A 24,899-nucleotide genomic window follows, 5' to 3' on the forward strand; every position below is an offset into this window, starting at 1 on the left:
TCACCCCTTCATCCGGTTGACGTCGTCGACCGAGATCGTACCGCGCCCACGGAAATAGATTACCAGAATGGCCAGCCCGATGGCCGCCTCGCCCGCCGCGACGGTCAGCACGAACATCGCGAAAACCTGGCCGACCAGATCCTGCAGGTAGCTGGAGAAGGCCACGAAATTGATATTCACGCTGAGCAGGATCAGCTCGACCGCCATCAGCATGACGATCAGGTTCTTGCGGTTGGCAATGATGCCCACCACGCCCAGCGCGAAGAGGATCGCCGCGACGACCAGATAATGCGTCAGCCCAATCACAGTTCGATCCCCTGCCCGATCACGGGCTGCGTGTTGCGCGTCGCATCTTGCGGACGCCGTGCGATCTGGCGCGAGATATTCTGCCCGCGCACGCCGCCGCGCTCACGATGCGTCAGCACGATCGCGCCGATCATCGCCACCAGCAGCACCAGCCCGGCGCCTTCGAAGACGAACAGATAGCGCGTGTAGAGCAGCTGCCCGATCGCGGCGATATTGGACACGCCCGGATCGATCGGCGCGGCGCGGCGGGCAAGCTCGATCCCGCCCGCGCTCCAGGCGCCGAACGCGATCATCACTTCCGCGGCCAGCGCGATGGCCAGCGCCAGGCCGATCGCGGCATAGCGCGCAAAGCCCGCCCGCAACTCGGCAAAGTCGACATTGAGCATCATCACGACGAACAGGAACAGCACCGCGACCGCACCGACATAAACGATGACAAGCAGCATCGCGATGAACTCGGCGCCGACCAACACCATCAGCCCCGCGGCGTTGAAAAAGGCCAGGATCAGCCACAACACGGCGTGCACCGGATTGCGCGACGTGATCGTCAGCGCGCCCGAGACGATCACCATGATGGCGAACAGATAAAAGGCGATGGCCTGGATCATGCTGCGTGCATCCAACCGATACCCGTCACCCCAGCGCAAGCCGGGGTCTCCAGGTAACTAAGCGCGCCCTTGCGGCACGAGATCCCAGCGTGCGCTGGGATGACGGGAAAGGTGTGAATCATCGGATGCCCAACTGTTGTCGCGCGCTTAACGGTACGGCGCATCGGCGGCAAGGTTCGCGGCGATGGCGCGCTCCCACCGATCGCCATTGGCGAGCAGTTTCGCCTTATCGTAGATCAGTTCCTCACGCGTCTCGGTCGAGAATTCGAGGTTCGGCCCCTCGACCACCGCGTCGACCGGGCAGGCTTCCTGACACAGACCGCAATAGATGCACTTGGTCATGTCGATGTCGTAGCGCGTGGTGCGGCGGCTGCCATCCTCGCGCGGCTCGGCCTCGATGGTGATCGCTTGCGCCGGGCACACCGCCTCGCACAATTTGCACGCGATGCAGCGTTCTTCGCCATTGGGATAACGGCGCAGCACATGCTCGCCGCGGAAGCGCGGGCTCAGCGGGTTCTTCTCGAACGGATAGTTGATCGTCGCCTTCGCCTTGAAGAAGTATTTCAAGGTCAGTGCATGCGCCTTGACGAACTCCCACAGCGTAAACGCCTTGATATATTGCGCGACGCTCACGGGCGCTTCTCCGGGGAAAGGACCTTGTCACGGCACACGCCGTCGGTCGGGTAAACGGGGCGTTGCGCCTGATACAGCGCGCTCGCGGTGCCATATTGCTTGAGATAGACGCGCTCGGAGGCGTCGCACTCGGTGCCGACGCGGGTCAGCATCAGAAAGCCCGAGACCAGGAACACCCAGAAGAGTGACACCGGCAGGAACACCTTCCACCCCAGCCGCATCAGCTGATCGTAGCGATAGCGCGGCACGGTCGCCTTCACCCAGCTGAACAGGAAGAAGAAGAACAGCATCTTGGCGAACAGCCAGATGATCCCCGGCACCCAGTAAAGCGGCGCCCAGTCGAACGGCGGCAGATACCCGCCCCAGAACAGGATCGCGTTCAGCGCGCACATCAGGATGACGTTGGCGTACTCGCCGAGCCAGAACAGCGCGAACGACATGGACGAATATTCGGTCTGGTACCCGGCGACGAGCTCGCTCTCCGCCTCGGTCAGATCGAACGGCGCGCGCTGCGTCTCGGCCAGCGACGAGATGAAGAACATGATCGCCATCGGGAAGAGCAGCGGATTGAAGATGAAACCGTTGACCGGCAGCCACGGATAGATCGCGCGCTGTGCGTTGACGATGTCCGACAGGTTAAAGCTGCCGCTCCACAACACCACCGAGATCAGGATGAAGCCGATCGCGACTTCATAGCTGACCATCTGCGCCGCGGCGCGGATCGCCGAGAAAAACGGATATTTGGAGTTTGACGACCAGCCCGCCAGGATGATGCCGTATACGCCGAGCGACGACGCCGCGAGCACGTAGAGCAAGCCGACATTGATGTCGGCCAGCACTACGCCGACACCGAACGGCACCACCGCCCACACGATCAGCGCCACCGTGAAGGTGATGATCGGGGCCAGGAGGAACAGCCCCTTGTTCGCCGCCGTCGGCACGATGGTTTCCTGCAGGAACACCTTCAGGCCATCGGCAAAGCTCTGCAGCAGCCCGAAGGGGCCAACCACGTTGGGCCCACGGCGCAGCGCCATCGCCGCCCAGATCTTGCGATCGGCATAGATGATCATGGCGACGGCCAACATCAGCGGCAGCGCGATGACGAGGATGCCGATGATCGTGGAAAGGAACCACGCCCAGCCGTAATCCATGCCGTGCGACGTAAAGAAAGCGGTCATGCACCCGCTCCCAGAATAACCGTCACCCCAGCGCACGCTGGGGTTTCAGCCGATGGCGCGGGACAGGAGCCGCACGAGATCCCGTCTTGCGCTGGGATGACGAAAGTTGCGAAGAAGGTCATTCCGCAGCCTCTGCAAATTCCTGGCCATGGACCAGTTCAGCCGAGCAACGCTGCATTGTCGGGCTCGCCCGGCAAATCGCATTGGTCAGATAGAAATCCTTGATCGGATAGCCCGTGATCGTGCCCATGGCTGTCGCGTCGAGCGCCGGCGGGTTCCACGCGAACGTCTTGAGGCCCAGGCTGCCAAGCTCTGGCACGGCCGCGCCCATCGCTGCGCGCAACTCGTCGATCGTGTCGAACGGGAGCGTCTGGCCCAGCACCGCAGAGAGCGCGCGCAGGATCGTCCAGTCCTCGCGCGCATCGCCGGGCGGGAACACCGCCCGCTCGCCGCGCTGCACGCGCCCTTCGAGATTGACCCAGGTGCCCGATTTCTCGGCATAGCTGGCGCCCGGCAGGATCACATCGGCATGCCGCGCGCCCACGTCACCGTGATGCCCGACATACACTTTGAAGCTCTCAGCGAACGCCGCATAATCAAGCTCATCCGCGCCGAGGAAGAAGGCCAGCTTCGGCTTGGCTGCGGCGACATCGGCGATGCCGCCCGGCTGCGCCCAGCCGAGCATCAGCCCGCCCATCCGCGATGCCGCCATATGCACCACGTTGAAGCCGTTCCACGCCCCCCCGTCTTCAAGCGTGCGCACCAGATTGAGCGACCCGGCCAGCGCCAAGACGGCGCCCTGCCCGCCCTTGAGCGCCGCCCCGCCGACGATGACCATCGGCTTGGCTGCACCGGCAAACGCATCGCGCACCACCTGCGGCAGATTGCCCAGCAGCGCCAGATCGTCACCGAGCCACTCGACGCGGTACGTCAGGTCCGTCTCCGGGCCGATCGCGAAGACCTTCGCGCCCTTCTTGATCGCCTTGCGCACGCGGGTGTTCACCAGCGGTGCTTCCCAGCGCAGATTGGTGCCGACCAGCAGGATCACATCGGCGTCTTCGGTGCCGGCGATCGTGGTGTTGAAGTTGACCGCCGCCAGCGAGGTGGCGTCGTAATCCATCCCCGTCTGCCGCCCCTCGATCAGCGTCGAGCCCATCGCGCCGAGCAACGCCTTGGCCGCGAACAGCGTTTCGCAATCGACCAGATCGCCATGCACTGCGGCAACACTGCTGCCGGCATCAACCGCCGCGATGGCGCGGAACGCGTCATCCCAGCTGGCCTTTTGCAGCTTGCCGTTCACCCGCACATAGGGCGAATCGAGCCGCCCGCGCACAAGCCCGTCGACCGCATGCCGCGTCTTGTCGCTGGCCCACTCCTCGTTGACGTCCTCGTTGATCACGGGGAGCGCACGCAGCACCTGGCGACCGCGGCTGTCGAGCCGGATATTGGTGCCAACCGCATCCATCACGTCGATCGACAGCGTCTTCTTGAGTTCCCACGGCCGCGCTTCGAACGAGTACGGCTTGCTGGTCAGTGCGCCCACCGGACACAGATCGACCACGTTGCCGGACAATTCGCTGGTCACCGCGCCTTCGAGATACGAGGTGATCTGCATATCCTCGCCGCGCCCGATCGCGCCGATTTCCTCGACCCCGGCGACTTCCTCGGCAAACCGGATGCAGCGCGTGCACTGGATGCAGCGCGTCATCACCGTCTTGACGATCGGCCCCATATATTTCTCGGTCACCGCGCGCTTGTTCTCGTCATAGCGCGAGTGACCGCGGCCATAGGCCAGGCTCTGATCCTGCAGATCGCATTCGCCGCCCTGATCGCAGATCGGGCAATCCAGCGGATGGTTGATCAGCAGGAATTCCATCACGCCTTCGCGTGCATTCTTCACCATCGGCGAATTGGTGAACACTTCCTGATTGTCCGCCGCCGGCAGCGCGCACGACGCCTGCGGCTTGGGCGGACCGGGCTTCACCTCGACCAGGCACATGCGGCAATTGCCCGCAATGCTGAGCCGCTCGTGATAGCAAAAACGCGGGATTTCCTTACCGGCGATCTCGCACGCCTGCAGCACGGTGGCACCGGCGGGTACTTCGACCTCGACGCCGTCTACTTTCAGTTTTGGCATTTCAGTGTTCCGTATCGCGCAGCCCGATGCGCTCCTCGATCCGGTCAACCCGGACCTTGAGATGCGCTACATCGGCTTGGATGCTGTAAAGCGTGGTCAGCGTACCACGAAAATGGTCCTCAAGCGCCGAGATGCGCATCGACTGGACAGCCAGCTCATGCTTCATCTCAGCGACATCGCTCTGCATCTTTTTCAGGATTTCGAGGATTAGATCGCCCTGTTCCAGCGTCATTCCGCCGCCTCCATCATCGGGCTGAGCCCACCACCATTCTTCTCGATGATGCGCCGCTCCATCTCGGGGCGGAAATGCTTGATCAGCCCCTGGATCGGCCAGGCCGCAGCATCGCCGAGCGCGCAGATCGTGTGGCCCTCGACCTGCTTGGTCACCTGATAGAGCGTATCGATCTCGGAAATATCCGCGTCACCGGTGCGCATCCGCTCCATCACGCGCCACATCCAGCCGGTGCCTTCGCGGCACGGGGTGCACTGGCCGCAGCTCTCATGCTTGTAGAAGTAGCTGAGCCGGCTGATCGCACGAACGATATCGGTCGACTTGTCCATCACGATCACCGCCGCGGTGCCGAGCCCGGAGCCGAGCGCCTTCAACCCGTCGAAATCCATCGGCGCGTCCATGATCTGCGCTGCCGGCACCAGCGGCACCGAGGAGCCACCCGGGATCACCGCGAGCAGATTGTCCCACCCGCCGCGAATGCCGCCGCAATGCACTTCGATCAACTCGCGGAACGAGATGCTCATCGCCTCTTCCACGACGCACGGCTTGTTCACATGGCCGCTGATCTGGAACAGCTTGGTGCCTTCGTTCTTCTCGCGCCCGAAGCTGGCAAACCATTCCGGCGAGCGGCGCAGGATCGTCGGCACCACGGCGATCGATTCGACATTGTTGACCGTCGTCGGGCAGCCATAAAGGCCCGCGCCGGCGGGGAATGGCGGCTTCAGCCGCGGCTGGCCCTTCTTGCCCTCCAGGCTCTCGAGCATCGCGGTCTCTTCGCCGCAGATGTACGCGCCGGCGCCACGATGCACGAACACGTCGAAATCATAGCCCGAGCCGCAGGCGTTCTTGCCGATCAGCCCGGCTTCATACGCCTCGGCCACCGCCGCAAACAGCGTCTCGGCCTCGCGGATGTACTCACCGCGAATATAGATATAGGCGGCGCGCGCGCGCATCGCGAAGCCTGCGATCAGCGCGCCTTCGATCAGCTTATGCGGATCATGCCGGATGATCTCGCGATCCTTGCAGCTGCCCGGTTCGGATTCGTCGGCGTTGATGACCAGGAAGTTCGGGCGATCGGCCTTGGGCTCCTTGGGCATGAAGCTCCACTTCATGCCGGTCGGGAAGCCCGCGCCGCCGCGCCCGCGCAGGCCAGAGGCCTTCACCTTGTCGATGATGCCGTCCTGCCCGAGCACCATCAGGTCCTTGGTCTTGTCCCAATCGCCACGTGCCATGGCGCTCTGCAGGTTCCACGGCTGGAACCCGTAAACGTTGGTGAAGATACGATCTTTATCAGCGAGCATTTACTTGCCGCCTCCCAGAAGCTTCCGGCCGCCGGCCAGCACGGCGACGACGATCGCCACGCCAATGGCGAGGCCCAGCAGCTTGAAGCTGATTTTCAGCACCCAACCGAGCACGACGATGCCGCCGATAATGGCGAGCAACGTAACGAGCACATTCTTGCTCATGCTACACCATCGACGAGATCAAGCCGCTGCTTCACACGCCGCATGTCTGACGACAGCCCATCGATGCCGTGCTGAAGCGCAGCAAGATGCGTATCAATACCTAGCAACCGATGCTCGACCGCCGTCTGACGCAGTTCGATATTCAATAGCCGATCCTTCACGTCGCCCATGTCGCCACGGATGCCGCGTAGCATTTCAGTGATGAACCGGGTCTCTTCGACCGTCATGCCCATTCGCCCCGATAATCGTGATTCTCATCGACCATCGCCTTCAGCGCCACCGGACCGCCGGCAGGCTCGCTCGACTTGCGCCCGATCGTCGATCCCGGCGTCGGGCTCTGCCCGGCGGCGAGCGCCTCGAGGATCGCGGTGGTGCGATCGTAATCGAGATCCTCGAAATTGTCGTCGTTGATCTGCACCATCGGCGCGTTGGCGCAGGTGCCGAGGCACTCCACTTCGGTGAGCGTGAACAGGCCGTCCGGCGTGGTCGCGCCCTTGACGAGCCCACGGTTCTTGCATGCCGCCAGCACGTCGTCGCTGCCGCCCAGCAGGCACGGTGTCGTACCGCACACCTGCACGTGATAGCGGCCGACCGGGGCCATATTGAACATCGTATAGAAGGTCGCGACTTCGTACACGCGCATGTACGGCTGGCCGATCACGCGCGCGACGAACTCGATCACGGGCACCGGCAGCCAGCCTTGCGTCTGCGTTTCCGCACCGACCTGGCGCTGCGCGAGATCGAGCAGGGGCAGCGAGGCAGATTGCTCGCGCCCCTTGGGATAGCGGCCGAGAATCTCGTTCGTTTTCTTCTGGTTTTCTTCCGTCCACGCGAACGCGCCCCAGCGTGCGCGGGTCTCGGCCTCGTCGGGGATTTGGGGTGCTTCAGCCATCAGTGGGTATCCGTGAGATCAAGGCGGGTTTCGATCCGCTCGACGCGGTCGGTTAGCCGGTCCAACCGGCTGTTCACGCCCGAAAGTGCGATGATCGTGCTACCGAGATGCTCTTCGACCATCGTCATGCGAACCTTTAAATCGCGCACGTCGAATTTTACCTCGGCGAGGTCGCCCTGCATCTTCTGTAGGACGGAGTAGATCAGATCATTGCTGACGGGCTCGCTCACCGGTCACACTCCCCGAACACGATATCCATCGCGCCAAGAATCGCGGTCGTATCGGCCAGCATGTGCCCCTTGGCCATGAAGTCCATCGCCTGCAGATGGCTGAACGCGGTGGGCCGGATCTTGCAGCGATACGGCTTGTTCGAGCCGTCGGCGACGAGATACACGCCGAACTCGCCCTTGGGGCTTTCGGTCGCGACATAGACGTCGCCCGCCGGGACATGGAAGCCCTCGGTATACAGCTTGAAGTGATGGATCAGCGCTTCCATCGACCGCTTCATTTCGCCGCGCTTGGGCGGCACGACCTTGCGATCGAGCGACGAGATCGGCCCATCGGGCATCTCGTTCAGGCACTGCTTCATGATCCGCGCCGATTGCTTCACTTCCTCGACGCGCACCATGAACCGATCATAGCAATCGCCGCGCGTGCCAACCGGCACGTCGAAGTCCATCTTGGCATAGGCATCGTAGGGCTGCGACTTGCGCAGATCCCAGGCGATACCCGAACCGCGGATCATCGGCCCCGAAAAGCCCCATTTGATCGCATCGTCACGGCTGACCACGCCGATATCGACATTGCGCTGCTTGAAGATGCGGTTGTCGGCAACGAGCGAAATGGCATCGTCGAACAGCCGCGGCAGGCGCGTGTCGAGCCAGTCACCGATATCGGTGAGCAGCTTGAGCGGCACGTCCTGGTGCACCCCGCCGGGCCGGAAATAGGCCGCATGCATGCGTGCGCCGCTCGCCCGCTCGTAGAAACCCATCGTGTCTTCGCGCAGCTCGAACAGCCACAGATTCGGCGTCATCGCGCCGACATCCATCACGTGCGACCCGAGATTGAGCAGATGATTCATGATCCGCGTCAGCTCGGCGAAAAACACCCGCAGATATTGCGCACGGACCGGCACTTCCAGATCGAGCAACTTCTCGACCGCGAGCACATAGGTGTGCTCCATGCACATCGGCGAGCAATAATCGAGCCGGTCGAAATAGGGCAACGCCTGTAGATACGTCTTGTATTCGATCAGCTTCTCGGTGCCGCGGTGCAGCAGCCCGACATGCGGATCCACGCGCTCGACTAGCTCGCCGTCCAGCTCCATCACGAGGCGCAACACGCCATGCGCGGCGGGATGCTGCGGGCCGAAATTGATCGTATAGTTCTGGATCTCCACGTCGCCGACGGTGGGATCGGCGCGGTCGCGGTCGCCAAGCACGGCTTCGAGATGATCGCTCACTGGTTTTGTCCCTTGCCCGGCGTCGGCACGACATCGGGATCAGCCGGCTTGTCCTTAGCAAGATTCCCGGCATTCTTGTCGCCCGCGCCGGTCTCGGCGCGGCTCTCAGCAGTCTTGCCATACGGCTCGCTCGGCGCGCGCGCCGGCGCCGTCGCGCTTTGCGCGGCATCGGCCTTGACGATATCGTCGGCCTTTAGCGGCGTCGGCGCGCCCTTGGCTTCCGGCAAAGCCGCCTTTTCGTCACCCGGCAGCGTATATTCCGCGCCTTCCCACGGCGACTGGAAGTCGAACGTGCGGAAGTCCTGCGCCAGCTTCACCGGCTCGTACACGACGCGCTTGGCTTCTTCCGAATAGCGCAGCTCGACAAACCCGGTGAGCGGGAAATCCTTACGTTGCGGATGCCCGCGGAAGCCATAATCGGTCAAAATGCGGCGCAGATCCGGGTTGCCGGAAAACAGTACGCCATACATGTCGTACACTTCGCGCTCGAGCCAGCCGGCGACCGGCCAGATACCGGTCACCGATGGCACCGGATTCTCCTCATCGGCCTGCACATGCACTCGGAGGCGATGATTACGCGTCAGCGATAACAGGCAATAGACCACTTCGAAGCGCTCGGCGCCACGCTCAGGATAGTCGACGCCGGCGATTTCCATCAGCTGCTGATATTCAAGCCCGGGCGTATCGCGCAGCGCGATCATCGTCGCGATTAGACTGTCACGGTCAACCGTCAGCGCCACTTCGCCCACGGCGTCGCGCGAGGAGAGCAGACTGCCGCCCAACGCCGCCGTGGCCGCATCGATCACGCCATCATTGGCGGCATAGGCCGGTGCGGGCGCCCTCACCGTTCGATCGTCCCGACGCGGCGGATCTTCCGCTGCAGCTGCATGATGCCATACAGCAAGGCCTCCGCGGTCGGCGGGCAACCCGGCACATAGATGTCGACCGGCACGACACGATCACACCCGCGCACAACGCTGTAGCTGTAATGGTAATAGCCGCCACCGTTGGCGCAGCTGCCCATCGAGATGACGTATTTGGGCTCGCTCATCTGGTCATAGACCTTGCGCAGCGCCGGGGCCATCTTGTTGCACAGCGTGCCCGCGACGATCATCACGTCCGACTGGCGCGGCGACGCGCGTGGCGCGGCACCAAAGCGCTCGAGATCATAGCGCGGCATGTTGACGTGGATCATTTCGACCGCGCAGCAGGCCAGCCCGAACGTCATCCACCAGAGCGAGCCGGTGCGCGCCCACTGGAACAGTTCCTCGGTCGAGGTGACCAGGAAGCCCTTGTCGTTCAACTCGCCGTTGATGTCGTTGAGGAATGCCACGTCCGGCAGGGTTCCGGCAGCGACGGGGGCCGTCGGATGCGTGAGTTCTACTCCCATTCGAGCGCTCCCTTCTTCCAGGCATAGACAAGGCCGAGCGCCAATTCGGCGATGAAGATCATCATCGAGAACCATGCCGTCCAGCCGAGCGTGAACACGCTCACTGCCCATGGATATAAGAACGCCGCCTCCAGATCGAAGATGATGAACAGGATAGCGACGAGATAAAAGCGCACGTCGAACTGGCTGCGGCTATCCTCGAAGGCCGGGAAACCACATTCATATTCGGTGAGCTTTTCCGCCGTCGGCTTGTGTGCGCCGGTGAACCGCGCGGCGATCATCGGCAGGAACACGAACGCGCTCGACAGCACCAAGGCAACGCCCAGGAACAGCAGGATCGGGAGATATTGCGACAGGTCGACCAAGGTTATCTCGCATGTGCGAAGTGGGAAGCCCGGGCTTTAGGCCGATGGCCCGAGCCGGGCAAGGCTTGGGGATGTGAGAATGACTCGCAACTCACGGTGGGCGCGCCACAGCAAACAGCCGTCACCCCGGACCCGGTCCGGGGTCCACCGGGCGGCAGACGATGAGCAGGGGCTCAACGCGCAGCACGCGCGGCTTGGCGGACCCCGGACCAAGTCCGGGGTGACGACGATTATCGCAGCGCGTTCGCCACCAGCTTGTGCATTTTCGATTGCAGCACGTCGTTCGCCGCCAGCACTTCCTTGCGCGCGATCATCTGATCGCCGCCGCGATAGTCGGTCACGAAGCCGCCCGCTTCTTTGATCAGCAAGATCCCCGCCGCCACGTCCCACGCTTGCAGATCCGATTCCCAGAACCCGTCGAACCGCCCGGCGGCCACCCAGGCCAGATCGAGCGACGCCGCGCCAAAACGGCGAATCCCGGCTACTTCCGGCGCGATCGCACCGAAAATGCGGCTCCACTGGCCAAAATTGCCATGCCCTAGGAAGGGAATGCCCGTGGCGATCAGCGCATCCGCCATGTCGCGCCGCGCCGACACGCGCAACCGCTCGGACTGGACCCAGGCGCCCTTGCCCTTTTCGGCCCAGAAACTCTCATCGGTGAGCGGCTGGTACACGAGCGCCGCGGTCACCTCGCGCTTGCCGTTAGCCAGTGTCTCTTCCACCGCGATCGAAATCGCGAAATGCGGGATGCCGTGGAGGAAGTTGGACGTGCCATCAAGCGGATCGACGATGAAGCGGGGCTTGTTGGGATCGCCTGCCACTTCGCCGCGCTCTTCCATCAGGAAGCCCCAATCGGGGCGGCCGTGCGACAGCTCCTCGAATAACGTCTGCTCGGCGCGCTGGTCGGCCATGGAGACGAAGTCGGCCGGGCCCTTGCGGCTGACCTGGAGCTGCTGCACCTCGTTAAAGTCCCGACGCAGCCGCGGCCCCGCCTTGCGCGCGGCGCGATCCATGACCGTCATCAAACCAGAATGCGAAACCATATTCAAACTCCTCCCCTCCCGCTCGCGGGAGGGGCTGGGGGAGGGCATGTCCGCAAGTCGCGAACGTCAAAAACGAGGGAGGACTGCCCCTCCCCCAGCCCCTCCCGCAAAGCGGGAGGGGAGCAGGCATCAGTCCGCCCGCTTCACATAAGTCTGTTCATACACATCGACGACGATCCGCGTCCCCGCGCCGATATGCGGCGGCACCATCACGCGGACGCCATTTTCGAGAATGGCGGGCTTGAACGACGACGACGCCGTCTGCCCCTTCACCACGGCGTCGGCCTCGACGATCAGCGCCTCGATCGTGTCGGGCAGCTGCACCGAGATCGGGCGCTCCTCCCACAATTCCATTACCACATCCATGCCGTCCTGCAGGAACGCCGCAGCATCGCCCAGGATGCCCGCATCCAGCGTGATCTGCTCGTAATTCTGCTTGTCCATGAAGGTCAGCGTGTCACCTTCGCGGAACAGATACTGGAAATCGACCGTATCCAGCCGGACGCGCTCGACGCTTTCGGCGGAGCGGAAGCGCACGTTGGTTTTGCGCCCATCGATCAGGTTCTTCATCTCGACCTGCATATAGGCCCCGCCTTTGCCCGGCTGGGTATGCTGGATCTTGACGGTCTTCCAGATGCCGCCTTCATATTCGAGGATGTTGCCGGGACGAATTTCGACCGCATTGATCTTCATGGGAAACCTGTAGCTGGAAATAGCGAAGCGCGCGCCTTAGCGGGATGCGGGCTTTCCGGCAAGGTATGGGTAGGGATCGACCGGCCGCCCTTCATACCAATGCTGTTCCGGCGCGGTTCGGGTCAACCCAAAATGCAGGTGATAATTCCCTGCCCCGGCATTGCCGGTGTCACCCACATACCCGATCGGATCACCGACCTTAATAACCTGCCCTTCGCGCAACCCTGAGGCATAGCCACTGAGATGGGCATAATAATACGTCCAGGTCCGCTTCGGTGAGCGCACGTACACCGTCATGCCGCCCGCCGCGCTGCTCCAGAGCTTTTCCACCCTACCCGCTGCCGCCGCCACCACCGGCGTGCTCGCCGGCGCTGCGATGTCAGTGCCATGATGCTCGCGCAGACCATTGTCGCGCGGATCGCCCCAGCTCTCGGTCACCGCCTCGCGCGGCATCCCAGCCACCGGCATCGCGAGCGGCGCGCCTTCAACAATCGTTTCCACAGCTACCGGCGCAACGACAGGCTTTGCCGGCGCCCCGCGCGGGGCATCGGGGAGGAACACCAGCATGGCGATCCAGATGCCGATGACCAACGCGACGGCGCCGAGCGCAATCAAACCGAGCCTGCGCAGCATCGCCACGGTTACTGCTGGAATACCGCCGGCGTCCCCGGCTTGACCATCATCGACAACCGCGCGGCGTCCCAATTGGTCAGGCGGATGCAGCCATGGCTTTCCGCGCGACCAATCGTCTCCGGCGATGGCGTGCCGTGAATACCATAATGCGGCTTGGAGAGATCAAGCCAGATCACGCCGACCGGGCCGTTAGGCCCAGGCGGCAGCTTGGCTTCCTTTGAACTCTCCTTGGCGTCCCAGAACAGATCGGGATTGTAATGGAACGGCGGGTTGTATGATGCCCCCTTGATGGTCCATTTGCCGATCGGCAGTGGATCGTGGCCGCTGCCCATCGTGGCCATGAACTGCGCGACCAGTTTTCCGTTTTTGTCATACACGCGCAGCACTTCGTCAGACTTGTCGACCACGACCTTAGCGCCCTGCGGCTGGGTCGCATCGACGTTGAGATCAGTCAGCGTCTTGCGCCATCCTTCGGGGAATTTTGCGTCATATTCACGCGACGCCGGCACAGCGTTTGGGAAGACGACCTTCGTGCCCGGCGCGAGCCTGGTCTGCGCGCTGTTGAGTTCGATCAGCACCTCGGGCCGGGTGTGAAACATTTCGGCCAGCTTCTCCATCGCATTGCGATAACCGAGCTGCGGCAGCTTGGCCTGCTCCGCCGGATCCTTGGGCAGCGGATTGGTATAAGGGCCAGCCAGCATGGCCTCGGTCAGCGCGATCGTCTGGGTCGGGCGTTGCGCGCGATATTGGTACAAGGCCTGCAACGTCGGCTTGTCGATCGCACCCGTGGTTTTCAGGCCGCGCGTTTCCTGGAAGCCCTTGAGCGCCGCGGTCAGCGATTTGCCTGGACGCCCGTCCAGCACACCTGGGGAAAAGCCCAGATGATCGAGAATCACTTGCACATGCAGAATCGAGCGATTGAGGCCGGCGGCAGCCGTTTTCGTTCCCTGCGCCGACGCAGAGATCAGACCAAGTGAGGCAACTGCCAGACAAGCCGCGCCGAGTACCGTTTTCCTCACCAATTCAAACTCCTACATATGCACTATGCAGACAACGACGAACTCACGGCTTGTTTCCCACCCGTCACGATTGCCAGAACTTTCCCGGCGTTCGCTGATCGGGGGTGCCGCGCTCGGCGGTATGGCGGCAATGATGCCACTTCCCGCGATGGCTGCTGGCAGCGAATGGCGCCTTGCGATCCGCAATGTCCACAATAATGAGACGGTCGATGCCGTATTTGCTCGATCTGGCCAATTTCTTGCCTCCGGCCTGGCCGAACTGAACCACGGGCTGCGCGACTGGCGCACCGGCGAAACCACCCAGATGGACCGCCGCCTGCTCGCGCTATTGGTGCAATTGCGCGACAAGCTTGATCTGTCCGGGCGCAACAAGATCGAATTAATTTCGGGTTATCGCTCGCCTAAGACCAACGCTGCACTGCGCGCGCGCGGCGGCGAAAACACGGGTGTCGCTTCCACCAGCCAGCACATGCTTGGCAAAGCGACCGACATCGTGGTCCCCGGTGTCACGCTGGACAAGCTGCGCGGCGCGGCGCTGGCGCTCGGCGGCGGCGGCGTCGGCTATTATCCGCGCGACGGCTTCGTGCATGTTGATACCGGCCGTGTACGGCACTGGTAAGCAACCAGACCTAAAAAGCGATCGCCGGACGATCGAGCATCGAGCGCGCCGGGCTGGCGTGCTCTAACTCGCCGGCGATGAGCGCATCCAGCCGCGCCACGCGCCAATAGAGCTCCAGACTCGCGTGGATCAGGATTTGCGCCTGCGCGGGCATGGCCGCGATCGCCGACGTTTCGCTCACCGCCGCCCGGCCCAAACGCCGGGCCGCTTCGAGCTCGCCTGTCTCGACCGCTCGCTGCGTAAGAAGCCATGCGATGACATGCATCAGCCGTGTAGTCACCATCAACGCTTCGCACGAGAATGCGACTCGTGCCATCGGCCCGAGCACTTCACGCTCCAAGCGTCCCACGCCGTCGAAATAGCTCCTTCCCTCGTCCGCAAGTAACATGGCATCTACATACCACCGGTCGATCAAGCGCTGATGCAGGCGGGTTTCGATGGAGCGTCCTTTCATGCGACGGCGAGTGCCATGGGCACGGATGTGGCAACAGTGGCCAGCATATTTTCCTTGCCGATTTTTGTGCCAGCGTGGGTCAGGCGATGATGTCGGGTACGAGTTGATCTTCCAGCATGCCAATTTCGTCGCGCAGGCGCAGTTTGCGTTTTTTAAGCCGCGCCAACTGCAGTTGATCAGTCGATCCCGCTTCAACCAGGGCAGCGATGGCCGAATCGAGATCGCGGTGCTCCATGCGCCGAAGCTCGAGCCGTTTGACAGTCTGCGTTTCGTCCATCGATACCCCGCTTGCCGATCGACCTTAGCGCATTGCGCCGTGCTGGCGAGCGCCCAAAACGGTTCGACACGAAAAACTGCTCAGACTGGCGACCGGCCGCATTTTGTATGGATACAATTAACCGTCAGCATGGTTCATTCGAGTCCCAGTACAGGACTTGTAGGAGGATTGCTTCGATGCAGACCGCACATTTCTCAGCTCTTGAAGCCAAGCATGCCGGGCTCGATCGCAAGATTGCCGCCGAGGCGCAGCGCCCGTTGCCCGATGCCGTGACGTTGGCCGCGCTGAAGAAACAGAAGCTCAGATTGAAAGAGGAAATGATCCAGCAGTAAGCGCTGGGCCGCTCACGCGGGCAAGGCCCGCGTGAGCAATTATCGCTTCCGCAGACGGGGCGGCAACTGCACCGGCGCAGACGTATAATAGGGAGCCTTCTCGCCCGCCACCACAGGCTTACGGGCCAACAAGGGATCGATTGGGCTTACGAAGGCCACTCCCACTCGGCCCGCAGCCGACCAGGCGATATGGCCCACCACCCAACCGATGCCGCGCACGTCGATCTCCACGGTCGCCCCCTGCTCCAGCCCGGGGGGATATTCCGCCATTAGGCCGCCCGCGGACAAATTGCGCACTCGCACCGGTTGGCTGCGATCGCTGCCGGCGACGCGAAACTCAGCCATCAGAAACAGGCTGTCGCGCGAAGCATTGCGATTATGCGCGGCGCCATCCGCTGAGGCGTCATCCAGGGAATCGTCGGGAAACTCGTCCATTATACTGCTCGCACCGCCTCGCTACCGGAGGATTAGCGTCGAAATCCTACTCAATCGTTTACCGACTTGGCGCCGCCAGCCGTCAATCTTCGCGAGAAATCTTTTCGTTGCGCTCATGCCGCTCCTGCGCCTCGACCGTCATCGTGGCGATCGGCCTGGCTTCCAGTCGCGCCAGGCTGATCGGCTCGCCGGTCACTTCGCAATAGCCATATTCACCCTCATCAAGACGGCGGATGGCAGCATCAATTTTGGAGATCAGCTTGCGCTGCCGGTCGCGCGTGCGCAGCTCTATCGACCAGTCGGTCTCGCTCGATGCCCGGTCGGTCAGATCGGCCTCGCGCAGTGAATCCACCTGCAGCTGCGACAGCGTTTCCGCTGCTTCGCGCAGGATCGCTTCTTTCCACGATTGCAACTTTTCGCGGAAATATTGCTGCTGTCGCGGGTTCATGAATTCTTCGTCGGCCCCGGGGCGATAGCCGCCAGGATCACTGGCCGGAGCCACCGCGTTTTCGGATTCGTCCAATCGATTCAAGACCGTCGCCATCCCACTCTCCCCGACAGTGAAGCGGGCGCTGTACGCCTCTCGTCCACCGTGCTTGCCCTACCCCTTGATGCACGGGCCTATAACCGGGCGCCGCGCAGTCTACAAGCAGGCCAATGCATCGGTGGTGATCGGCGCTGGGCGGGGCTTAAGCAGCGCGATGTTTCGTTTTAATGAAACGACATGCGCGCCGCTCCAGCTAAATGATCAGGCTGCGGCGAGCAGCTTCTCGATCTGGTCGATCGGGTGCCCCGTCAAATCCTTGTCGAGTTCACCCGACAGCCGATCGCTGACTTCCTTGTGATAATGTTTGCGCAGTTCGCCGAGTGTGCGCGGCGGCGCGACGATGATCAGCGAATCGAAATCCTTTTTGAGCGCACGGCGCTTGAGCAGATCGGCGGTGTTCGCGGCGAAGCGGTCCTCCTCCTGTTGATGAAAATCGACCTCGCCCATCGAATTCTGCCCACTGCCGACGCTGGACGACGAGCGCCCGGCGAGATCGGTCTTCTGATCGCCGTCGCTGGGATTATCGTTTTCGACCGCGCGCTCGACCTTGAGATTGAGATGCACGTCATCCCCCTCGTTGCGCAGGAATAGCATCTTGCGCCCGTCGGTAACGACAACGACGGAATTGTGCGGAACCTGCATGGAGATATCCTTTCGTGGTGATCTGGAACAAGGGTAACGCCCTGTACCGTACATGGGTTGCGCCGTGCGGGCGCGGCGGGCGGGTTGCGCGGTTCCGGCGGCGGCGGCATAGCCTGCCGCCATGCATGATATTCGGCTCATCCGCGAAAATCCCGACGCCTTCGATACGGCGCTGGCCAAGCGCGGCCTTGCGCCCGCCGCCGCCGAACTGGTGTCACTCGACGAACGAAGGCGCGCGCTGATCACCGAGGCGCAGATCGGCCAGGCGCGGCGCAACGAGGTCTCGAAGGCGATCGGCGCGGCCAAGGCGCAAAAGGACGATGCCACGGCAAGCGCGCTGATGGCCGAGGTCGCCGCGCTCAAGGAACGGCTGCCGGCGATCGAGGCCGAGGAAAAGGATGTTGCGGTAAAGTTGAAGGCAGCATTGGAAATCATACCCAATCTGCCCGCCGACGATGTGCCGGGTGGCGCAGGGGAGGAAGACAATGTCGAGGTCGCCCGCTGGGGCACGCCGCGCGCGTTTGATTTCACGCCCAGGGAACATGCCGATCTCGCCCCGGCCCTCGGCATGGATTTCGAGACCGGCGCGCGGCTGTCGGGCGCGCGCTTCACTTTCCTGCGCGGCGATATGGCGCGGCTGCACCGCGCGCTCGGCCAGTTCATGCTCGACGTTCAGACACGCGAGCATGGCTATGAGGAATGCAACCCGCCGGTGCTCGTTCGGGACGAGGCGATGTACGGCACCGACAAACTGCCGAAATTTGCCGAGGATAGCTTTCGTACGACCGACGACCGTTTTTTGATCCCCACCAGCGAAGTCTCGCTCACCGCCAGCGTGATGGGCGAATTGCTCGACGAAAGCGCGCTCCCGCTGCGCCTCACCGCGCTCACCCTGTGCTTCCGCTCCGAAGCGGGCGCCGCGGGGCGCGACACGCGCGGTTTCATCCGCCAGCACCAGTTCGAGAAGTGCGAGCTGGTCAGCGTCGTGCGGCCCGAAGACAGCGAAGCGGAGCATGAGCGCATGACCCGCGCGGCCGGGACGATCCTCGAGCGCCTGGATCTCCCCTATCGTAAGCTGCTGCTGTGCACCGGCGACATGGGCTTCGGCGCGCGCAAGACCTACGATCTGGAGGTCTGGCTGCCCGGCCAGGGCGCGTTCCGCGAGATCAGCTCCTGCTCGAACACCGGCGCGTTCCAGGCGCGGCGGATGAACACGCGCTATCGTGTCGCCGCCGAGAAGACGACCGAGTTCGTTCACACGCTCAACGGCTCCGGCCTCGCGGTTGGCCGCACCTTGGTCGCGGTGATCGAGAATTATCAGAATGCAGACGGCAGCGTCACCGTGCCGAACGCACTATTGCCCTATATGGGTGGCATCCACCGGCTCGAGCCCAGACGCTGATGCGCATCCTGCTGACCAACGACGATGGCTATCACGCCCCCGGGCTCAAGATCCTCGAGACGATCGCCGCCGCCTTCTCCGATGACATCTGGGTGGTCGCCCCGGCCGAGGAGCAATCCGGCGCGGGCCATTCGCTGACGCTGACCCGCCCGATCCGCGTGCGCCGGCACGGCGACAAGCGCTTCGCCGTCGCCGGCACGCCGACCGATGCGGTGATGATGGCGCTGGCGCGGATTATGAAAGACAGCCCGCCCGATCTCATCCTGTCAGGGGTCAATCGCGGTGCCAATCTGGCTGAGGACGTGACCTATTCGGGCACCGTTTCCGCTGCGATGGAAGGCGCGCTGGCCGGCGTGCGCTCGATCGCGCTGAGCCAGGTCTATGCCCGCGAAGGCATGGGCGACACCGTGCCGTTCGAGGCTGCCGCAGCGTGGGGCGAGCGTGTGCTGCGTCCGCTGATCGCTGCGCCGCTCGCCCCGCGCACGCTGGTCAACGTCAATTTCCCCGCCGGCCCCGCGAGTGCCGTGAAGGGCATCCGTGTCGCGCACCAGGGTTTGCGCGATTATGGGCGCCTCGCTGTCGACACGCGGCGCGATCCGCGCGGCTATGAATATCACTGGTTCTCGCTGGGGCCGGTGATCCACACGCCGGCGCACTCGACCGATCTGGAAGCGATCGACGATGGCTATGTCGCGGTGACGCCGTTGCATCTGGATCTGACGCATTATCCCTCGTTCGACCTGCTTAACGCCGCATATCGCTAGGAACAAATTGTGGGCGTAGCGGGCAGGATCGTGGGGCTGATGGCGGCGCTGCCGGTATGCGCCTGCATCCCCGGCGGCGGCGAGCGCCCCGCGCCACCAACGACGCCGCCCAGCGATCTTGCGCTACGCTACGATCCGCCGCGCGACGCCACCCTGCCCCGCCGTGCCGCGCCCAACGCGGCGCCGGAGGCGGCAGTTGTCAGCTTGCCCAGCACGCCGCCCGCCTGGCAGGCGCGCCCTGTGGTGGCCAACGCGCGCGCAGTCGCCGCGAGCAGCTATACCGTGCGCCCCGGTGATACGCTGCGCGCGGTGGCCGAGCGCAGCGGCGCGGGATCGGAGGCGATCGCGCGCGCCAATGCGCTGCCCCCGCCATATACGATCCGTGCTGGGCAGCGGCTGGAGATCCCTGCGGGCCGTTATCATCTGGTACGCGTCGGCGAGACGGGTATCGCCATTGCGCGAGCCTATGGCATCGATTGGTCGCGGATCGTTTCCGCCAATGATTTGCGCGAACCTTATGTGCTGCGCGTCGGCATGCGCGTGCTGATCCCCGGTTCAACGCCCGGGCGCACCAGCATGGAGGAGCGCGCCAGTGCGTTTCGTCTTGATGTCGGTGATCTGGTCACGGGCAGCAGCCCGGCGATTGCGGTTACCCAGCGGCCAGCCAAAGCCATCGCTTCGGCGCGGCGCGTGTTGCCGGCGACGATGCCGGTGGCCGAACCGGCGCGGCTGAGCGGCGCGTTCGTCTGGCCAGTGCGCGGCAAGCTGGTCGGCAGGTTCGGCCCGGGGGCCAGCGGGCAGAAAAATAACGGCATCAAGATCGCCGTGCCGCTCGATACGCCGATCAAGGCCGCTGCCGACGGGATCGTGGCTTATGCCGGAGAGGAGATTGCCGCTCTGGGCGGGCTAGTAATCCTCAAGCACGGCGATGGCTGGGCGACGGTCTACGGCCACGCCAGCAAGCTGCTGGTACGCCGCGGCCAGGCCGTGAAGCGCGGCCAGACGATCGCGCAATCGGGCGAGACGGGATTTGCCGAGCACCCGGAAGTGCATTTCGAGATGCGCAAAGGGCGCAACCCGGTCAATCCGTTACTGCAGCTGCCGGGAGTTTGAACCTCATTGGTCACCCCGGACTTGGCCCGGGTGACGGGTAGTGCATTTTGCACGCTACATGGTAAGCGCTTCGCCACCATGACCGAGCACACCTCCCCCCTCCTGCGCACGCTGGCCGAGCGCGGCTATATCCACCAGACCACCGACGCTGCGGCACTCGATGCGCTCGCCAACAAGCAGATCGTGCCCGGCTATATCGGTTTCGATCCCACCGCGCCGTCGCTGCACGTGGGCAGCCTGGTGCAGATCATGCTGCTGCGCCGGCTGCAGCAAAGCGGGCATAAGCCGATCGTTCTGATGGGCGGCGGGACCGGCAAGATCGGCGATCCGAGCTTCAAGGACGAAGCGCGCAAGCTGCTCGGCGAGGATGGCATCAAGGCCAATGTCACCTCGATCAAGCGCATCTTCGAGCGCTTCCTGACCTTCGGAGACGGCGCCACCGATGCGGTGATGCTCGACAATGCCGAATGGCTCGACCAGCTCGAATATATTCCGTTCCTGCGTGACGTCGGCCAGCATTTCTCGGTCAACCGCATGCTGAGCTTTGATTCGGTCAAGCTGCGGCTGGACCGAGAGCAATCGTTGAGCTTCCTCGAATTCAATTACATGATCCTGCAGGCGTACGACTTCCTCGAACTGTCGCGCCGCACCGGTTGCCGCCTGCAGATGGGCGGCAGCGATCAATGGGGCAATATCGTCAACGGCATCGAGCTGTCGCGGCGCATGGACAGCACAGAAGTCTACGGCATCACCACGCCACTGATCACCACCGCGGACGGCGGCAAGATGGGCAAGACGATGTCGGGCGCCGTCTGGCTGCACGAGGATCAATTGCCGCATTTCGATTATTGGCAATTCTGGCGCAACACCGACGATCGGGATGTCGGGCGGTTCCTGCGGCTGTTCACCGATCTGCCGCTGGATGAGATTGCGCGGCTGGAAGCATTGCCCGGCGCCGAGATCAACGAGGCGAAGAAAGTGCTCGCCAATGCCGCGACCGCGATGTGCCGCGGGCAGGCGGCGGCGGATGAGGCGGCGGAGACCGCCCGGCGCACCTTCGAGGAAGGCAGCGCGGGCGGCGCGCTGCCGACGCTGGCGGTGACGGGCGAAATCACCGTGATCGACGCGCTGATCGGCATCGGCTTTGCCAAATCGAAGGGCGAGGCGCGGCGGCTGATCCAGGGCGGCGGGGCGCGGATTGGCGGCGAGAAGGTTGAGAACGAGACTAAAGTGATCGTTGTCGGCGCCGATCCGGTTGCGATCGCGGCGGGCAAGAAGAACCACGGATTGCTGGTGGCCGGCTAAAGCGGCGCGATCTGACAGCATATCTGGGCGCTTTTTGGTGTTTTATGCGTGATTTACGCCGTTAAGCAGGTTCTTTTACATCCGATTAACCGCGCCCGCGTTAACGGTCCCTTAGTTATTGGGGGACCGCGTCATGGCCGGCTTGGGAATGGCTTTTGCCGACAACCGCGCGTCACCGCGTGATGAGGTGTATCACCGCGCGCAGGCGATCGGCCCTGATGGCGGCGGCATCGTGCTGTTGATCGTCAATCTCTCCGCGTAGGGGCTGATGGCACGCTATGACGACGGCCTGCCCGTGGGGGCACGGCTGCAGATCGACCTGCCGGTGATCGGGATGGTCGACGCCGACGTGCGCTGGTCGCTCGGCGGGCGGATCGGTTGCGCGCTGGAGCGGGCGATCGACCAGGCAACATATTACGAATTGCTGAGCGTGATGGCGCCGCGCTGACGCCTATCCGCTCCGCAACAGCGCGACGCCCGCGTCTCGTTCGAACAGATACAAGGCGGTGCGCGCTGCCTGGCCACGCGCGCCATCGAGCCCGCCATCACGATCGATCAGCAGCCGCGCGTCGTCCGTCGCGATCGGCAGCAGCTCGCTCAACATCTCGGGCGTAGCAATGCGGAACGCAGCCTCGCCCGATTGCTTGGTGCCGAGCAATTCGCCCGCCCCGCGCAGCCTGAGATCCTCCTCGGCGATGCGAAACCCGTCATTGGTTTCGCGCATCAAAGCCAGCCGCGCGCGCGATGTTTCGCTCAGCGCATTGCCGCGGATCAGCAGGCAATTCGATTTGCCCGACCCCCGGCCGACGCGCCCGCGAAGCTGGTGAAGCTGCGCCAGCCCGAAGCGATCGGCCGCCTCGATCACGATCAATGTCGCGTTGGGCACGTCGACGCCGACCTCGATCACCGTCGTCGCGACCAGAACGCCGATGCGCCCGGCAGCGAATTCGCCCATGACGGCATCCTTCTCCGCCCCCTTCATGCGGCCATGGACCAGCCCGACACGATCGCCGAAGCGCGCGCGCAGCGTTTCCGCGCGATCCTCGGCGGCGGCGAGATCGCTCTTGGCGCTTTCCTCGACCAGCGGACACACCCAATAGGCCTGCCCGCCATCGGACAGATGCCGCGCCAGCGCCTCGACCATGTCGGGCAGGCGATCCTCGGAGATCACGCGCGTCTCGATCGGCTGGCGGCCCGGTGGCATTTCATCGAGCATGCTGACATCCATTTCGCCATAATTGGCCAGCGTCAGCGTGCGCGGGATCGGCGTGGCGGTCATCGCCAGCAAATGCGGCGCGGCGCGTGCCTTGGCCTGTAGCATCATGCGCTGCGCGACGCCGAAGCGGTGCTGCTCGTCGACCACGACGAGGCCGAGATCCTTGTAGGTCACCGTATCCTGGAAAATGGCGTGCGTGCCGATCAGGATGTCGATCGCGCCCGAGGCCAGCCCCATCAGCGTCGCCTCACGTACCTTGCCCTTGTCGCGCCCGGTGAGGATGGCGATTTCGACCGGCAGGCCGGCGAGCTGGCGGCGCAACGTCTCGTAATGCTGCCGCGCGAGGATTTCGGTCGGCGCGAGCAAGGCACCTTGCGCGCCCGCCTCCACCGCCATCAGCAAGGCCATCGCCGCGACGAGCGTCTTGCCCGAGCCGACATCGCCTTGCAGCAGCCGCAGCATCGGCTGCTCCTGCGCGAGATCGCCCTCGACCTCGCGCACCGTGCGCGCCTGCGCGCCGGTCAATTGATAGGGCAGTTTCAGCGCATCGCGCAGGCGGCCGTCGCCGGCGAGCGCCCTGCCCCGCCGCGCGCGCGACGACTGGCGCACCAATGTCAGCGCCAGCTGGTTGGCGAACACCTCGTCATAAGCAAGCCGTTCGCGCGCCATCGCGTCGGACGAATCGGCATGGATGCGCGCCAGCGCCTCACGCCAGCCCGGCCAGCCACGCTTGGCGAGCAGCCCGGGCTCGATCCATTCGGGCAGATCGGGCGCACGCTCCAGCACCTGCTCGACGAGCTGGCCCATCCGCCGGGAGGTGATGCCTTCCGACAAGGGATAGATCGATTCGCGCGTCGCGACATCCGGCGCTTCCTCGAGCGGCAGGCAATAATCGGGATGCACGATCTGCAATTCCTGGCCGTACAGCTCCAGCCGGCCGGACACGAGGCGTGGCTCGCCGATCGGCGCGAGCTTCCTGGCCCAGCCGGGATGCCCGCCGAAATAGACCAGGCTGACGAAATTGCCGTGCGCGTCGCTGGCCTGCACGCGCGTCGGGCCGCGGCCATTGCCCGAGCGATAGCTTTGCGCGGTCAGCGTGATGACGATGGTGCGCCCGGCGTCGGCCATGTCGAGCTCGGCCCGCGGCACGCGATCGATCCAGCCGGTGGGCAAATGAAAGGCCAGATCGACGATGCGCGCGAGGTGCAGCCGTTCCAAGGGTTTGGCCAGGCCCGGGCCAATGCCCTTCAGCGCCGTGACTTCGGCGAACAATGGATTGAGGATATCGGGCCGCATGACTATCTGTGTCCTCTAGCCTCACCCGACAGTCGCCGCGAGGGGTCCCGGAAAAGTAATGCTTTTCTGGGTTCCCGATCAGCGCCTGCCGGGCAATTGCTGTTGGAGTGAGCATGGACCGCGAAACCCGTTTGAAACGCCTGCATTATCGCGCCCACCATCGCGGCGTGAAGGAAGCCGATCTGCTGATCGGCGGGTTCTTCGATGCGCACTGGCGGAGCTGGGACGAAGCCGAGATGGTGCTGTTCGAGCACCTGTTGGAGGAGCAGGACGTGGATATCATGGCCTGGGCGATCGGCACCGAAGTGGCGCCGGAACGGTATCAGGGCTCGATCATCGCGGCGCTGAAGACGCTGAATTACGTGCCGATCGCCACCTAACCCCATAACATGACCGTCACCCCGGACTTGTTCCGGGGTCCACTCATCCGCGCGCGCCGC

The 24,899-nt window shown here is 63.7% G+C and carries 34 protein-coding genes; 9 read left to right on the forward strand and 25 right to left on the reverse strand.

Annotated features, from left to right (window positions below; translation table 11 throughout):
* From nuoK to ABC969_RS02835, 19 genes are all read right to left on the reverse strand, one after another.
* Entirely contained in the window at positions 1 to 306 is a 306-nt protein-coding gene (nuoK, locus tag ABC969_RS02745; protein WP_345862800.1) for an NADH-quinone oxidoreductase subunit NuoK, read from the reverse strand.
* Positions 303 to 914: an NADH-quinone oxidoreductase subunit J gene (locus ABC969_RS02750; RefSeq protein WP_345862801.1), complete on the reverse strand. Its 612-nt coding sequence runs from the start codon at positions 912 to 914 to the stop codon at positions 303 to 305. The genes nuoK and ABC969_RS02750 overlap by 4 nt, the downstream gene beginning before the upstream one ends.
* Before the next feature lie 147 nt (positions 915 to 1,061).
* Positions 1,062 to 1,547, reverse strand: a complete 486-nt coding sequence (nuoI, locus tag ABC969_RS02755; RefSeq protein WP_345862803.1) for an NADH-quinone oxidoreductase subunit NuoI — start codon at positions 1,545 to 1,547, stop codon at positions 1,062 to 1,064.
* On the reverse strand, positions 1,544 to 2,725 hold the full coding sequence (nuoH, locus tag ABC969_RS02760) for an NADH-quinone oxidoreductase subunit NuoH (RefSeq protein WP_345862804.1): 1,182 nt from the start codon (positions 2,723 to 2,725) through the stop codon (positions 1,544 to 1,546). The genes nuoI and nuoH overlap by 4 nt, the downstream gene beginning before the upstream one ends.
* A gap of 118 nt (positions 2,726 to 2,843) precedes the next feature.
* Entirely contained in the window at positions 2,844 to 4,862 is a 2,019-nt protein-coding gene (gene nuoG, locus ABC969_RS02765; RefSeq protein ID WP_345862805.1) for an NADH-quinone oxidoreductase subunit NuoG, read from the reverse strand.
* A gap of 1 nt (position 4,863) precedes the next feature.
* Entirely contained in the window at positions 4,864 to 5,094 is a 231-nt protein-coding gene (locus tag ABC969_RS02770; RefSeq protein ID WP_345862806.1) for a hypothetical protein, read from the reverse strand.
* On the reverse strand, positions 5,091 to 6,395 hold the full coding sequence (gene nuoF, locus ABC969_RS02775) for an NADH-quinone oxidoreductase subunit NuoF (RefSeq protein ID WP_345862807.1): 1,305 nt from the start codon (positions 6,393 to 6,395) through the stop codon (positions 5,091 to 5,093). Before nuoF ends, ABC969_RS02770 begins: the two co-directional genes overlap by 4 nt.
* On the reverse strand, positions 6,396 to 6,560 hold the full coding sequence (locus ABC969_RS02780) for a hypothetical protein (protein ID WP_345862808.1): 165 nt from the start codon (positions 6,558 to 6,560) through the stop codon (positions 6,396 to 6,398).
* Positions 6,557 to 6,787 carry a hypothetical protein gene (locus ABC969_RS02785; RefSeq protein WP_345862809.1) on the reverse strand — a complete coding sequence of 77 codons (231 nt, stop codon included), beginning with the start codon at positions 6,785 to 6,787 and terminating at the stop codon, positions 6,557 to 6,559. The genes ABC969_RS02780 and ABC969_RS02785 overlap by 4 nt, the downstream gene beginning before the upstream one ends.
* Positions 6,784 to 7,452, reverse strand: coding sequence for a complex I 24 kDa subunit family protein (locus tag ABC969_RS02790; RefSeq protein WP_345862810.1), 669 nt, complete (start codon positions 7,450 to 7,452; stop codon positions 6,784 to 6,786). Before ABC969_RS02790 ends, ABC969_RS02785 begins: the two co-directional genes overlap by 4 nt.
* Complete coding sequence (locus ABC969_RS02795; protein ID WP_345862811.1) at positions 7,452 to 7,682, reverse strand: hypothetical protein; 231 nt, start codon at positions 7,680 to 7,682, stop codon at positions 7,452 to 7,454. The genes ABC969_RS02790 and ABC969_RS02795 overlap by 1 nt, the downstream gene beginning before the upstream one ends.
* On the reverse strand, positions 7,679 to 8,893 hold the full coding sequence (locus ABC969_RS02800) for an NADH-quinone oxidoreductase subunit D (protein WP_380808969.1): 1,215 nt from the start codon (positions 8,891 to 8,893) through the stop codon (positions 7,679 to 7,681). The genes ABC969_RS02795 and ABC969_RS02800 overlap by 4 nt, the downstream gene beginning before the upstream one ends.
* A gap of 17 nt (positions 8,894 to 8,910) precedes the next feature.
* Entirely contained in the window at positions 8,911 to 9,759 is an 849-nt protein-coding gene (locus tag ABC969_RS02805) for an NADH-quinone oxidoreductase subunit C (protein WP_345862814.1), read from the reverse strand.
* Positions 9,756 to 10,304 (reverse strand): NuoB/complex I 20 kDa subunit family protein, encoded by a 549-nt coding sequence (locus ABC969_RS02810; RefSeq protein WP_345862815.1) that lies wholly within the window; start codon positions 10,302 to 10,304, stop codon positions 9,756 to 9,758. Before ABC969_RS02810 ends, ABC969_RS02805 begins: the two co-directional genes overlap by 4 nt.
* Positions 10,295 to 10,669 (reverse strand): NADH-quinone oxidoreductase subunit A, encoded by a 375-nt coding sequence (ndhC, locus tag ABC969_RS02815; RefSeq protein ID WP_345862816.1) that lies wholly within the window; start codon positions 10,667 to 10,669, stop codon positions 10,295 to 10,297. The genes ABC969_RS02810 and ndhC overlap by 10 nt, the downstream gene beginning before the upstream one ends.
* A 230-nt stretch (positions 10,670 to 10,899) precedes the next feature.
* A complete protein-coding gene (locus ABC969_RS02820) occupies positions 10,900 to 11,712 on the reverse strand; it encodes an inositol monophosphatase family protein (RefSeq protein ID WP_345862817.1) in 813 nt (270 codons plus the stop codon).
* 129 nt (positions 11,713 to 11,841) lie between these two features.
* Positions 11,842 to 12,405 carry an elongation factor P gene (gene efp, locus ABC969_RS02825; RefSeq protein WP_345862818.1) on the reverse strand — a complete coding sequence of 188 codons (564 nt, stop codon included), beginning with the start codon at positions 12,403 to 12,405 and terminating at the stop codon, positions 11,842 to 11,844.
* Positions 12,406 to 12,441: 36 nt separating this feature from the next.
* Positions 12,442 to 13,038, reverse strand: coding sequence for a M23 family metallopeptidase (locus ABC969_RS02830; protein WP_345862819.1), 597 nt, complete (start codon positions 13,036 to 13,038; stop codon positions 12,442 to 12,444).
* 8 nt (positions 13,039 to 13,046) lie between these two features.
* Positions 13,047 to 14,006 (reverse strand): L,D-transpeptidase family protein, encoded by a 960-nt coding sequence (locus ABC969_RS02835; RefSeq protein ID WP_345863795.1) that lies wholly within the window; start codon positions 14,004 to 14,006, stop codon positions 13,047 to 13,049.
* A 76-nt stretch (positions 14,007 to 14,082) separates the two neighbouring features.
* Here ABC969_RS02835 and ABC969_RS02840 point away from each other — a divergent pair, with 76 nt between their 5' ends.
* Positions 14,083 to 14,676 (forward strand): YcbK family protein, encoded by a 594-nt coding sequence (locus ABC969_RS02840; RefSeq protein WP_345862821.1) that lies wholly within the window; start codon positions 14,083 to 14,085, stop codon positions 14,674 to 14,676.
* A gap of 10 nt (positions 14,677 to 14,686) precedes the next feature.
* Here ABC969_RS02840 and ABC969_RS02845 read toward each other — a convergent pair whose 3' ends face one another.
* Positions 14,687 to 15,130, reverse strand: a complete 444-nt coding sequence (locus ABC969_RS02845; protein WP_345862822.1) for a DUF1465 family protein — start codon at positions 15,128 to 15,130, stop codon at positions 14,687 to 14,689.
* A 79-nt stretch (positions 15,131 to 15,209) separates the two neighbouring features.
* Positions 15,210 to 15,407 (reverse strand): YdcH family protein, encoded by a 198-nt coding sequence (locus ABC969_RS02850; protein ID WP_345862824.1) that lies wholly within the window; start codon positions 15,405 to 15,407, stop codon positions 15,210 to 15,212.
* A 176-nt stretch (positions 15,408 to 15,583) separates the two neighbouring features.
* Here ABC969_RS02850 and ABC969_RS02855 point away from each other — a divergent pair, with 176 nt between their 5' ends.
* Positions 15,584 to 15,739 carry a YdcH family protein gene (locus tag ABC969_RS02855; RefSeq protein ID WP_345862826.1) on the forward strand — a complete coding sequence of 52 codons (156 nt, stop codon included), beginning with the start codon at positions 15,584 to 15,586 and terminating at the stop codon, positions 15,737 to 15,739.
* Positions 15,740 to 15,778: 39 nt separating this feature from the next.
* On the opposite strand, the gene ABC969_RS02860 is transcribed toward ABC969_RS02855, so the two are convergent.
* From ABC969_RS02860 to ABC969_RS02870, 3 genes are all read right to left on the reverse strand, one after another.
* Entirely contained in the window at positions 15,779 to 16,174 is a 396-nt protein-coding gene (locus ABC969_RS02860; RefSeq protein WP_345862828.1) for a PilZ domain-containing protein, read from the reverse strand.
* 82 nt (positions 16,175 to 16,256) lie between these two features.
* A complete protein-coding gene (gene dksA, locus ABC969_RS02865; protein ID WP_345862829.1) occupies positions 16,257 to 16,718 on the reverse strand; it encodes an RNA polymerase-binding protein DksA in 462 nt (153 codons plus the stop codon).
* 204 nt (positions 16,719 to 16,922) lie between these two features.
* Positions 16,923 to 17,363, reverse strand: coding sequence for a host attachment family protein (locus tag ABC969_RS02870; RefSeq protein ID WP_345862831.1), 441 nt, complete (start codon positions 17,361 to 17,363; stop codon positions 16,923 to 16,925).
* 121 nt (positions 17,364 to 17,484) lie between these two features.
* Here ABC969_RS02870 and serS point away from each other — a divergent pair, with 121 nt between their 5' ends.
* From serS to ABC969_RS02900, 6 genes are all read left to right on the forward strand, one after another.
* Positions 17,485 to 18,765 carry a serine--tRNA ligase gene (serS, locus tag ABC969_RS02875; protein ID WP_345862832.1) on the forward strand — a complete coding sequence of 427 codons (1,281 nt, stop codon included), beginning with the start codon at positions 17,485 to 17,487 and terminating at the stop codon, positions 18,763 to 18,765.
* Entirely contained in the window at positions 18,765 to 19,529 is a 765-nt protein-coding gene (gene surE / locus ABC969_RS02880) for a 5'/3'-nucleotidase SurE (protein ID WP_345862833.1), read from the forward strand. The genes serS and surE overlap by 1 nt, the downstream gene beginning before the upstream one ends.
* 39 nt (positions 19,530 to 19,568) lie before the next feature.
* A complete protein-coding gene (locus tag ABC969_RS02885; RefSeq protein WP_380808967.1) occupies positions 19,569 to 20,642 on the forward strand; it encodes a peptidoglycan DD-metalloendopeptidase family protein in 1,074 nt (357 codons plus the stop codon).
* 78 nt (positions 20,643 to 20,720) lie between these two features.
* Positions 20,721 to 21,947, forward strand: coding sequence for a tyrosine--tRNA ligase (gene tyrS, locus ABC969_RS02890; RefSeq protein ID WP_345862835.1), 1,227 nt, complete (start codon positions 20,721 to 20,723; stop codon positions 21,945 to 21,947).
* Between the two features lie 133 nt (positions 21,948 to 22,080).
* Entirely contained in the window at positions 22,081 to 22,209 is a 129-nt protein-coding gene (locus ABC969_RS02895; RefSeq protein ID WP_345862836.1) for a hypothetical protein, read from the forward strand.
* A 6-nt stretch (positions 22,210 to 22,215) separates the two neighbouring features.
* Entirely contained in the window at positions 22,216 to 22,395 is a 180-nt protein-coding gene (locus ABC969_RS02900) for a hypothetical protein (RefSeq protein WP_345862837.1), read from the forward strand.
* Positions 22,396 to 22,398: 3 nt separating this feature from the next.
* On the opposite strand, the gene recG is transcribed toward ABC969_RS02900, so the two are convergent.
* Positions 22,399 to 24,459, reverse strand: a complete 2,061-nt coding sequence (recG, locus tag ABC969_RS02905; RefSeq protein WP_345862838.1) for an ATP-dependent DNA helicase RecG — start codon at positions 24,457 to 24,459, stop codon at positions 22,399 to 22,401.
* 113 nt (positions 24,460 to 24,572) lie between these two features.
* Here recG and ABC969_RS02910 point away from each other — a divergent pair, with 113 nt between their 5' ends.
* Positions 24,573 to 24,839, forward strand: coding sequence for an FAD assembly factor SdhE (locus ABC969_RS02910; protein WP_345862840.1), 267 nt, complete (start codon positions 24,573 to 24,575; stop codon positions 24,837 to 24,839).
* The last annotated feature ends 60 nt before the right edge of the window (positions 24,840 to 24,899 follow it).

This window comes from Sphingomonas qilianensis, from assembly GCF_039614825.1.
Taxonomy (GTDB): Bacteria; Pseudomonadota; Alphaproteobacteria; order Sphingomonadales; family Sphingomonadaceae; genus Sphingomonas; species Sphingomonas qilianensis.

What these genes read in the sequence shown, in the direction of transcription:
- ABC969_RS02785 (WP_345862809.1), bottom strand. Translation starts at nt 6,787, where the DNA reads ATGACGGTCGAAGAGACCCGGTTCATCACTGAAATGCTACGCGGCATC.
- tyrS (WP_345862835.1), top strand. Translation starts at nt 20,721, where the DNA reads ATGACCGAGCACACCTCCCCCCTCCTGCGCACGCTGGCCGAGCGCGGC.
- recG (WP_345862838.1), bottom strand. Translation starts at nt 24,459, where the DNA reads ATGCGGCCCGATATCCTCAATCCATTGTTCGCCGAAGTCACGGCGCTG.
- ABC969_RS02855 (WP_345862826.1), top strand. Translation starts at nt 15,584, where the DNA reads ATGCAGACCGCACATTTCTCAGCTCTTGAAGCCAAGCATGCCGGGCTC.
- ABC969_RS02780 (WP_345862808.1), bottom strand. Translation starts at nt 6,560, where the DNA reads ATGAGCAAGAATGTGCTCGTTACGTTGCTCGCCATTATCGGCGGCATC.
- nuoH (WP_345862804.1), bottom strand. Translation starts at nt 2,725, where the DNA reads ATGACCGCTTTCTTTACGTCGCACGGCATGGATTACGGCTGGGCGTGG.
- ABC969_RS02870 (WP_345862831.1), bottom strand. Translation starts at nt 17,363, where the DNA reads ATGCAGGTTCCGCACAATTCCGTCGTTGTCGTTACCGACGGGCGCAAG.
- ABC969_RS02840 (WP_345862821.1), top strand. Translation starts at nt 14,083, where the DNA reads ATGCAGACAACGACGAACTCACGGCTTGTTTCCCACCCGTCACGATTG.
- ABC969_RS02810 (WP_345862815.1), bottom strand. Translation starts at nt 10,304, where the DNA reads ATGGGAGTAGAACTCACGCATCCGACGGCCCCCGTCGCTGCCGGAACC.
- ABC969_RS02860 (WP_345862828.1), bottom strand. Translation starts at nt 16,174, where the DNA reads ATGGACGAGTTTCCCGACGATTCCCTGGATGACGCCTCAGCGGATGGC.
- nuoF (WP_345862807.1), bottom strand. Translation starts at nt 6,395, where the DNA reads ATGCTCGCTGATAAAGATCGTATCTTCACCAACGTTTACGGGTTCCAG.
- nuoG (WP_345862805.1), bottom strand. Translation starts at nt 4,862, where the DNA reads ATGCCAAAACTGAAAGTAGACGGCGTCGAGGTCGAAGTACCCGCCGGT.
- ABC969_RS02850 (WP_345862824.1), bottom strand. Translation starts at nt 15,407, where the DNA reads ATGGACGAAACGCAGACTGTCAAACGGCTCGAGCTTCGGCGCATGGAG.
- surE (WP_345862833.1), top strand. Translation starts at nt 18,765, where the DNA reads ATGCGCATCCTGCTGACCAACGACGATGGCTATCACGCCCCCGGGCTC.
- dksA (WP_345862829.1), bottom strand. Translation starts at nt 16,718, where the DNA reads ATGGCGACGGTCTTGAATCGATTGGACGAATCCGAAAACGCGGTGGCT.
- efp (WP_345862818.1), bottom strand. Translation starts at nt 12,405, where the DNA reads ATGAAGATCAATGCGGTCGAAATTCGTCCCGGCAACATCCTCGAATAT.
- ABC969_RS02750 (WP_345862801.1), bottom strand. Translation starts at nt 914, where the DNA reads ATGATCCAGGCCATCGCCTTTTATCTGTTCGCCATCATGGTGATCGTC.
- ABC969_RS02900 (WP_345862837.1), top strand. Translation starts at nt 22,216, where the DNA reads ATGGCACGCTATGACGACGGCCTGCCCGTGGGGGCACGGCTGCAGATC.
- ABC969_RS02910 (WP_345862840.1), top strand. Translation starts at nt 24,573, where the DNA reads ATGGACCGCGAAACCCGTTTGAAACGCCTGCATTATCGCGCCCACCAT.
- ABC969_RS02770 (WP_345862806.1), bottom strand. Translation starts at nt 5,094, where the DNA reads ATGACGCTGGAACAGGGCGATCTAATCCTCGAAATCCTGAAAAAGATG.
- ABC969_RS02885 (WP_380808967.1), top strand. Translation starts at nt 19,569, where the DNA reads ATGGCGGCGCTGCCGGTATGCGCCTGCATCCCCGGCGGCGGCGAGCGC.
- serS (WP_345862832.1), top strand. Translation starts at nt 17,485, where the DNA reads ATGCATGATATTCGGCTCATCCGCGAAAATCCCGACGCCTTCGATACG.
- ABC969_RS02790 (WP_345862810.1), bottom strand. Translation starts at nt 7,452, where the DNA reads ATGGCTGAAGCACCCCAAATCCCCGACGAGGCCGAGACCCGCGCACGC.
- ABC969_RS02830 (WP_345862819.1), bottom strand. Translation starts at nt 13,038, where the DNA reads ATGCTGCGCAGGCTCGGTTTGATTGCGCTCGGCGCCGTCGCGTTGGTC.
- ABC969_RS02895 (WP_345862836.1), top strand. Translation starts at nt 22,081, where the DNA reads ATGGCCGGCTTGGGAATGGCTTTTGCCGACAACCGCGCGTCACCGCGT.
- ABC969_RS02845 (WP_345862822.1), bottom strand. Translation starts at nt 15,130, where the DNA reads ATGAAAGGACGCTCCATCGAAACCCGCCTGCATCAGCGCTTGATCGAC.
- ABC969_RS02820 (WP_345862817.1), bottom strand. Translation starts at nt 11,712, where the DNA reads ATGGTTTCGCATTCTGGTTTGATGACGGTCATGGATCGCGCCGCGCGC.